Source organism: Diaphorobacter oryzae DSM 22780, assembly GCF_059568935.1.
This window is the reverse complement of record NZ_JCANUL010000022.1, coordinates 1-8,171: the sequence shown is the minus strand read 5'-3', so window position 1 is coordinate 8,171 and position 8,171 is coordinate 1. Positions and strand designations below refer to the sequence as shown.

Genomic DNA, 8,171 nt, shown 5'->3' with positions numbered 1-8,171 from the left:
ACGGGCAGCTGCCGATTGACAACAACTGGATCGAGAACCAGATCCGGCCCATCGCTCTCGGAAGATCGAACTGGCTGTTTGCCGGGAGCCTGCGCGCTGGTCAGCGGGCGGCAGCCGTCATGAGCCTGATCCAGTCAGCGCGCATGAACGGGCACGATCCCTACGCCTACCTCAAGGACGTCCTCACACGGCTGCCCACGCACAAGGCCAGTCAGATCGAGGAACTGCTACCGCATCGCTGGAAGCCCGACGCCATCTGATCTTCAGCCACGGCCGCCGACAGCGGTCAACATGGGTTCGCCGCGCGCATACCTCTCTGCGCCGCTGCGGCTCGAAGCGGAGAGGGAAGAGGTCCAGCGCATGGATACGCGGTCAGGGCCGCCGGATGTTGCTGCTGCCCAAAGTGAACCTGACGCCTGATCAGTTGGTCGATGTGCAGCGGTTGCGGACCTTCATGCTCTGAAAAGCCGGGTGACCAATCAACGCCAGCAATCCTACGGTCGGTCCATCCACCACCTGCCGCGAAAGCGCTCCTCCAGCGCCACTTGGCGCTGAAAGCAGGCACTACATCCGCACCCTCAAGCGTCGCGCTCGCTCCTTGAAAGCCGCTTCGCCGCCCTCCAGGATCTCGCAAACCTGGCGCCGGATAACAGGGTTCTCTAGCCCGCCGCTTTCATAGCTGATCTCCGGCAATTGCCCCGGTCGATGCGGCCCGCACTTGGCTACGATTACCTGATCGGCGTCAGTGTTGACGATGAGATTCGCGTTGTGCGTCACGATAATGATCTGACGGCGAAGGCGAGTCTTGCGGAAGCGGTCGACCAGTTCATCGAAGATGGACTTTGGATCAAGGTTTTCTTCCGGCTGGTCCACGATCAGCGGCCGATCGTCCTCCTGATCAATCGCCAAGTACAGCAGCAGCAACACGATCCCGCGCGTACCGGGCGACAGCTGCTCGATGTCTACGCCTTCGTACTGCACGCCATACGTGATCCTTATGTGGTCGGTGCCGTATAGCCAAGCGGAAACGCGTCCACCCCATTCGCGAAAACCCTCGGCATCTGAGCGCTCCACGGGCGCATGGTCTACCAGTTGTGCTTCGTGGGCGGCACGGAAATTCGCCATCGCTTCCGCTACCTCGGCGCTGGTTCCTGTCTCCCATGCCGCCAGCAGCTCGGCTTGTGCTGCCGCCAGCAATGCGCCGCGCCCTTTGAAGGGGCCGGCCTTGCGCAGATCCAGCAGTTCCTCACCGCGCTGCGCCCAGGCCTCCAGATCAACGGATCGCCGGATAGAGAAGGCCAGTTTTCCCAAGGCACCATCCTCAGCCGCAAGGCGTTGCTTCAGTGGTTCATAGAGCGCAGAAAGCTCTTTCTCCTCTTCCAAGATGCCATCGAAAACAGCGGCGTAGCTTGTGCGCCGCTCTTCGATCAGTTCCTTGATCCGAGCCTCCGCCTGACTGGCTGTGGCGATCTCCCGGTCGAGTTTCGCCAGTGCAGCATCGTCTCGTGAGATCTTCTCAGACAGGCGCTTGAACGCCCTAGTCGCCTCTTCATCGACATTGATCAATGCTCGAAGTCGAGCTGCTTCCCGCTCCAGAAGACCCAAGGTCTGCTGGCTCAAGTCCGCCCCCTCAGGCAAAAGAGAGGCGGTCGAAGGTGGTGTCGCAGGCACTGATTCCGCTTCCTTGAAGGAAATACCGACCATGGCCACGATCTGATCATCTACCGCCTTGATGGCCGATGTCAGGATGCCATCGACATCGCCAGAGAAGTCCATCAGAAACGACCTCCAGGCTTCGGTCCTTAAACCAGCATCCGCATGGGCCTGCTGAAGCTGACGCAGCCGCAACGGCGCTTTGTTGGCCCGTATGTCGGCCACTTCGTCGCGCAGTGAGCACAGGGCCTGCCGACGCCGACGCGCCTGCTCAATGAGCGAACGTACGGCCTCCGCCGCGTTGGACACGACATCGAACTGCTTGGCACGTTCTTCGCTGCCCTTGCCGATTAGGCTCTCCCGATCCTTACGGTCCTTCGAAAGGCCTGCCGCCTTGTCCGCGCGCTGACGCTGCAACTGAGGCAATGCAGCCCGGCGGCCACGCTCAAGGTTCAATTGCGTAGTGGCTTCCGCCAATATCTCCTCCTGGCTTTGTCGCATTGAGCGGCCGTGCGCTGCGTTGAGATCGAGCAACTCTCGGAACGTCGTCGTGCCCATCCGGTCCTCGCTCGGATGGGCCATGTAAATGATCCGCTCAATCTCAGCGAGCAGTTCATCGGTCATTCCCTCGGCGGAACAAAGCCGATCCACGAACTGTTGGGACAGATACTGCACGCGCGGCGACTCGGACAATCCCGCATTCTCCAGGTTGCCCAGGTCGGCTTCGGTCGGTGTACCGTCCTCCCACATCAATCTGGCAGAGCTGCCACGAAGGTGCCGGTGCGCGCGCCGAACAAACGACCGTTCGTCCAAGTCTCCAGAGAGCGCGAAGCCTGCCGCAGCGATCAGGTCTGCCAATGCGGTCTTTCCAGAACCCCTGGCGCCGATGATCCCAACCAGCCCCGGGTTTAGGGGCACCGAACGCGCGCTCATCCACTGCGCATCTGTGAGGTCTATCGAGGCGATGACATGCGAGGGCAGCGCTCCACGTGGCGGTAAGGCGCCGATGAAGGCGCGGGCGCCGGGCTCCAGACATACCTGCCGCAACGAATCAAAACTGACGTCCCCCTTGATCCAGCAATACCGATCCAGTTTCGGCTCTCCGACCTGCTCCGGTGCATGGGCATCACTGCCGTGCAGACAGGGTTTGCAGCCGTTCCAATCGGAAGCCAGTTTTTCTATGGATGCAGCGCCCCTCCCCAGCCAGAACTCGCGCTGCTTGGGTTGCGAAGAAAAGATGATGTGCGCGAAGCGCTCTATCTCTTTGCGCAGGATTGCCTGCGACGCATCGCTCTGTAGCCCAGATGATCCATCGGTGCTGCCCGCAGCCACTGCAACCAGCACGTTCTCCTGCACCCATGCACTTCGCTTCCATTCCGCTCGCAATTGATCCGGGTTGACCTTGAAATGGTTGGCGCCGACAGCCATTGCGGCACGCTCGTCGATAAGTGTTGCGTCATGGGCTCGTCCCAGTCGGATCAGGTCCGAAGCGTCACAGCGGAAGGTTTCGCCATAGGCCTCGAAGGTGAGTGCGCGTAAGAAACGCCGGATCTGGTCCACGTGATCTGGATCTTCCGGAGAAACCAGCAGATGGACGTTGATCGGCGAACCCTTGCTGGTGCCGATCCCGTACCGCATCTCGACATTGGCAAAGACCAGGTCCACGTCCGAAAGTCGCCCCGCCTGCTTGTGCTTTCGGACCGCAACATACGTATCGACACTGTAGTAGTCCGTGATGCCTATGGCGCGAATGCGGGGCGTGGAGCCTTCGAGCTTCGCAAGAAACTGTTCCCACGCATCCTCGCCGTAGTACTGATTGTTGAGGATCGTTCCAGGCGCGTGAAGATGGGGATCCCAGCGGTGCCATTTCGCACCCTGTGGGTCGGACTTTCCAGGCATTGCTCCCCTCCTATTGCCAGTGGTTGCTCTCGTCGCGCGGCCATCAACAGCGGCGCTTCTGTGCAACAACTGTTGTTAGTAGCTAGCTTTAGGGCCTTCCCAATGAATGGCTTCGTTCAGCCTTAAGTCGTCTCGCCACTACCGATCGGTAACTCCGCAGCAATTGCAGCCATTTGCACTTGGTCATAGATTCTGACTATCGGCCAGCAACGGATTTTCATTGGCAGCTGAGCTCAAAGCAGACGCGTCATCGATTTCCGCCAACATGGAACACACCATCAAAGGCGCCCTTGCCTCGATGGTACGGTCAGCTCAGTCGTAGCTACGCGATGCTAAGATTTCCGACGCGATCTTTTAGCCGGGTAGTTATCTTCTAAAAACTCGGGGATTTCACGAGCGAGATTTGAAAGCTCTACCGCAAGTCGTGCCAAGCGAGCACGCGGAGACAATTCCGGCTCTGACGCCTCCATATTCAAAGACTGTTGCCCGTCTGTTGCCCGGGGCCGATTTTTAGGCTGAAATGTGAATGAGGCAGAAACGTATGGAACAAGCTCGACTTGCAGTTCGCTTGAATGACCAATTCGACTAGCCAAAGGCTCGATGCCCCCGCGCGAAAGCATTTTTAGCTCGGAGTAGGAAATATCGGCCGATGGAGCTGCCAACTTCTCCTCTGCACGCAACATATCACGAGATAACCTGAAGCCTAGACCGCCATACAAGGATAGTATTTCCTTGGGACTTTGGAGCGCAGCAAAAAGCCCATACCACACGATCAGATCCAGTCGCTTTTCTCCCCTGAGAATCTCAAGGTGTTCAAGAGAGCCCGGTGCAAGGCGTGTAGCAAGGAACGCGCATGCCGCTGCCATCTCACCCTGCTCGATATAGCTGCCTGAAGAAGACATTTGACGCAGCGCCTCTTGGAGATAGCTGCCTCGTTCTTCTCTGGTCAGCGACTGTAGGGAATCAATTCTGACTAGGCGCGAGAGCCTCGCCGCTAGTCGCTCCCAAGCCTGCTCTTGACTGGCTTTGGTGCCATTCAGAATTTCGTAGGCCAAACCTCCTGTAGCCGTTTCTGGACGATACCCGTGTGCAATCTGCGTTAGCAAACCCAGTACGCTGACTATTGGGTCAACAACATACTGCGCTGCCTCATGGTTTGAAGGCGAATTCAGCAATGAATAAACATCGAGCCACCGTGCCGGAAGTTCAAGGTATGCCTCTCCGCCGGCATGAGATGCAAGGGCTCTACCCCACGCGAAGGCCAGGGTACGTCTGCATATCAGCGGGGACAACTGCTTGATACCGATCCGGCCGCCGCCGTGGAGCACCGCTTCAACAAATGCGATCGCCGTCACCGCAGGGAAAACCCGTTCGTCAATGTTCAATAGATCGCCGTCGAAATGCTGCCTAGCTTCGTCGCGAGTCAAGATGCGTGTGAGCGCAGTGAGTGGCGATGGTGCTTGCGGAGCAGCTGCAATGGCGCTAAGGGTGCTTTGAACGTCCTCGTCGGATAGGACCATCAAAGCGGGCAGCAAAAATTGCCGCGTTGGATCGCTATCCCAAACCAGAACTGCCTCGTTTCCTGCGCCGAGATTGAGCTGCGAGGTCTCACGAAGACGCCCCTCAACTGTTTTGGTCGAACCAAGGAATAGTTCGAAAATTTCGCGTCTACTAACAAGTGCTGACAGCATGTTCAGCCTTTTCCAAAGATTTGTTTCTTGGTCACTGGTCCCTTGGGTGGCGCAGCGCCTTGAATGGCTGACTCCAGATACCCCGGGATAGACTTGTGCCAGTACATCGTTAGGGCCGTCTTGGCCCTTGTGATACCAGTGTATATGAGCCGCTTTTGTACCCCCCCCGTTCGATAGAGGTAGTCCAAGCCGGCGATATGCAAGGCGCGGAATTCAAGGCCCTTGGCAGCCGTCAAGGTGGACAACCAGATGGGCTTGGATGGATCAAAGCTTTTAGAGTTGGCGCGCGTAATCGAGTCCCCAAAGCCAGCGTGCACCAGTCCGACGTATACGGCATCTAGCTCTTCATTTCGAGGGCACAAAACACCGATCAGGTCATCTGGATACGCAAATCGCTGGTCCTTGATTTGAGCTGCCATGGCAGCGACCTGGTCATCTAGCGTCAATCCCCCCTTGGGCATGAATGTCGAGGGATAGTCCGCTTCCTTGTAGTTCATGTGCATCTGCAACGGGACGTACCCGGGGGTGCCCTTCATAATGCCATCTGCTACCCGGCAAATTGCCATGCCATTGCGGAAGTGGAAGGTGAGGCGGTACACCTCGTCGGTCGAGGCTGCAAGTTCGGCGGAACAATCGAGAACGTCGTAAATCTTTTGGCGAGCGTCGGCTGACGCAATGAAGACGTCAGTGAGCTTGCTCATCAGCTTGATTTCCTGTGGGGTGTAGTCTTGAGCTTCGTCAAGGAGCAATGCTTCAAACTGCACTCCGACCCGGCCTTCGTCAATCAGCTTCTGAAGGCGATTGGCCCTTTCGGCGCGCGCTGCGTCATGTTCAAGGTCGTCGTCATCGACGCCTTGCCCTTCCGTACGCAAAATATCGTTGAACAGCTTCGCCTGAGTCACGATCTTCTCTGGCGGGAAATCGTACTGCTTACCGCCGAGTTGAATAAACTGCTTCAAAAGCGACCCGAACACCACAACGTGCAGATTGGGGTAGTCACCCAAGTAAAGCTGATTAGCGCGCAACAGCAGCAGGTTGGTCTTGCCACTACCAGGTGGCCCTTTAATTAGAAGGTTTCGATCTTCATCAATATCAAGCAGCTTAGCTTGATCGGGAACAAGATCATCCTCATCTTTCCACCAGCTATCACTCACGATGTCGCCTCCTTGACTGCGAGTTCAATAATTGCTCCTGGAGTAGGCACTGCATTTGTCTCAATGCGCGTGTAGGCGTCATCTAGGCCACTGATGAAAAGAGTTTCCAAGCTTGGGCTGTCGAGAAGCAGCTCAAGCTCGCCAGCCTGAATCAAGGAAGGCGCGGGCATTTTCTCATTCGGTATCTCTTCGTTTGCCATGGCAGCCGCAGCTTCAGCACGGAAAATAGGCTTTCCATTATTTTCGTCAAGCAATGAAAATCTAAGCAGAACTGCAAGCCTGAAGGGCAAACCCTTCTGGATATCTTTCTCAAAGTGAATGTACGTTTCGCAGACACCGCGCTCTGCATCTTTTACCGATTGGGTGGTACGAAGCGGAAATGCCTGTAAGTCGTTCATTAAAGACGCGATGCGTGATTCGACTCTATTGCATACGTCATCTAATGCCTTTCTACTAAATTTTTTTGAGTATCCTACTGCCTTTTCAGCACTCTCCGCGGTTTGGAAAAATTTCTGCCGCTGCTTAATTCTGTCCCGTACTTGGGAAAGGTTTACGGGGTCATCCTCAGGCAGAACTTGAAACCGCTCCCAGTTGATCAGTTCCAAACGCGTAATCGGATTTTTGATAAGACAGTGATTTGCTAGAGCGACGCACTTAGCACTAGCCGCGTGAATCTGAGGGACTTTTTCTAATACTGCCCTTACCAAACGCGGATACGGCTCGGAGTCATCCTCAAAAAGCACGCGCTTCATAAGCAAGTCATGCAGCACTGCACCCAGCTGATAGAACGTGACAGAGCGCCAACCATCCAGGGTATCCTCTTCCTTGCGCTCTAGGAACTCAGGCGAGCTGTACCGCAAAGTTCCAATGAATGGGCGCTGATCGATGTCAGTCAAATTGGAAGAGCCGACTGGTCGCAATACACCCAAATCCAGCAGTATGGCCTTAGAAAAATCAGGAGATACCGCAATATTTTCTGGCTTGATGTCTCTATGAACGAGATTTCTATCCTCTAAAAATCTAGCTGCCGATGCAATCTGGGAAATCAGTACGGGAATGGCTTCGGGCGGTATCTTTTGTAATTCGTCGTGTAAATTCGCGTAGGGCAGTCGTTCCATAACTACGTACAAGTGCCCCGTTTTGTCACATTCTCCACCATCTAAGATACGCACGAGATGGGGGTGAAAAGCGCCGACAAGACTCTTCTCGCGCAGAATTCGCTCAAGTTGCACGTGCTTACCGTAGCGCTGAATTAGTTCGGGATGGAAAACCTTAATGGCTCCTACCTCAGTTCCTCGGGTGCATGCAAGTACGACTGCTGATTTTCCTTTACCAAGGAAGGCATCTATGTGCCAATCGCCGACTACCGTATTTAACAGGCTATCTACCAAGATTTGGGCTTGTGCTGCGTCCATCCATGTCCCTCGCAGAGTACATCTGTGCGTGCGTCGTTACAGTCTAACTCCGCAGTCATCATAAGTTACGACTGAAACGTTTTAGATCGTTAGTCACTTAACGGTCGCGGCCAGGTCGTCATCAAGGGCTATCCACTGTCGGGGCTTTCTCCGCTGAACGTCTTGCCGAATTTGCACGCTTCGGGCAGTGGTTCGTAACATGCGTACGCCCGTGGTACGACCCACCAATGAACCGGACATGCAGGGAGGCCAGAAGGTGTTCTAGGTGTTGATTTCCACGTAAACCTGACCCAGCATTTCCATTGAATCTTGACCCACCCTTGTTCGTGAACTTCACGCTCACGTTGTGGATAAGTTCT

5 protein-coding genes are annotated in these 8,171 nt (G+C 55.7%); 1 reads left to right on the top strand and 4 read right to left on the bottom strand.

Annotation, left to right across the window (positions count from 1 at the left end; all coding sequences use genetic code 11):
- A partial coding sequence (locus BP68_RS19030) for a transposase domain-containing protein (RefSeq protein ID WP_496374727.1) occupies window positions 1-260 on the top strand: 260 nt, incomplete at its 5' end.
- Window positions 261-564: 304 nt separating this feature from the next.
- On the opposite strand, the gene BP68_RS19025 is transcribed toward BP68_RS19030, so the two are convergent.
- The 4 genes from BP68_RS19025 to BP68_RS19010 all read right to left on the bottom strand — a co-directional run bounded on the left by BP68_RS19025 (window position 565) and on the right by BP68_RS19010 (window position 7,812).
- Window positions 565-3,552: a TrlF family AAA-like ATPase gene (locus BP68_RS19025; protein WP_496374725.1), complete on the bottom strand. Its 2,988-nt coding sequence runs from the start codon at window positions 3,550-3,552 to the stop codon at window positions 565-567.
- A gap of 332 nt (window positions 3,553-3,884) precedes the next feature.
- Window positions 3,885-5,243 carry a hypothetical protein gene (locus tag BP68_RS19020; RefSeq protein WP_496374723.1) on the bottom strand — a complete coding sequence of 453 codons (1,359 nt, stop codon included), beginning with the start codon at window positions 5,241-5,243 and terminating at the stop codon, window positions 3,885-3,887.
- A gap of 2 nt (window positions 5,244-5,245) precedes the next feature.
- The gene (locus BP68_RS19015) at window positions 5,246-6,397 is read right to left on the bottom strand and encodes an ATP-binding domain-containing protein (protein WP_496374721.1); all 1,152 of its coding nucleotides are present in this window, start codon (window positions 6,395-6,397) and stop codon (window positions 5,246-5,248) included.
- Window positions 6,394-7,812, bottom strand: coding sequence for a serine/threonine protein kinase (locus BP68_RS19010; protein WP_496374719.1), 1,419 nt, complete (start codon window positions 7,810-7,812; stop codon window positions 6,394-6,396). The genes BP68_RS19015 and BP68_RS19010 overlap by 4 nt, the downstream gene beginning before the upstream one ends.
- Window positions 7,813-8,171: the final 359 nt, after the last annotated feature.

Coding starts and splice junctions, on each gene's coding strand:
- BP68_RS19025 (WP_496374725.1), bottom strand. CDS start 3,552: ATGCCTGGAAAGTCCGACCCACAGGGTGCGAAATGGCACCGCTGGGAT.
- BP68_RS19020 (WP_496374723.1), bottom strand. CDS start 5,243: ATGCTGTCAGCACTTGTTAGTAGACGCGAAATTTTCGAACTATTCCTT.
- BP68_RS19010 (WP_496374719.1), bottom strand. CDS start 7,812: ATGGACGCAGCACAAGCCCAAATCTTGGTAGATAGCCTGTTAAATACG.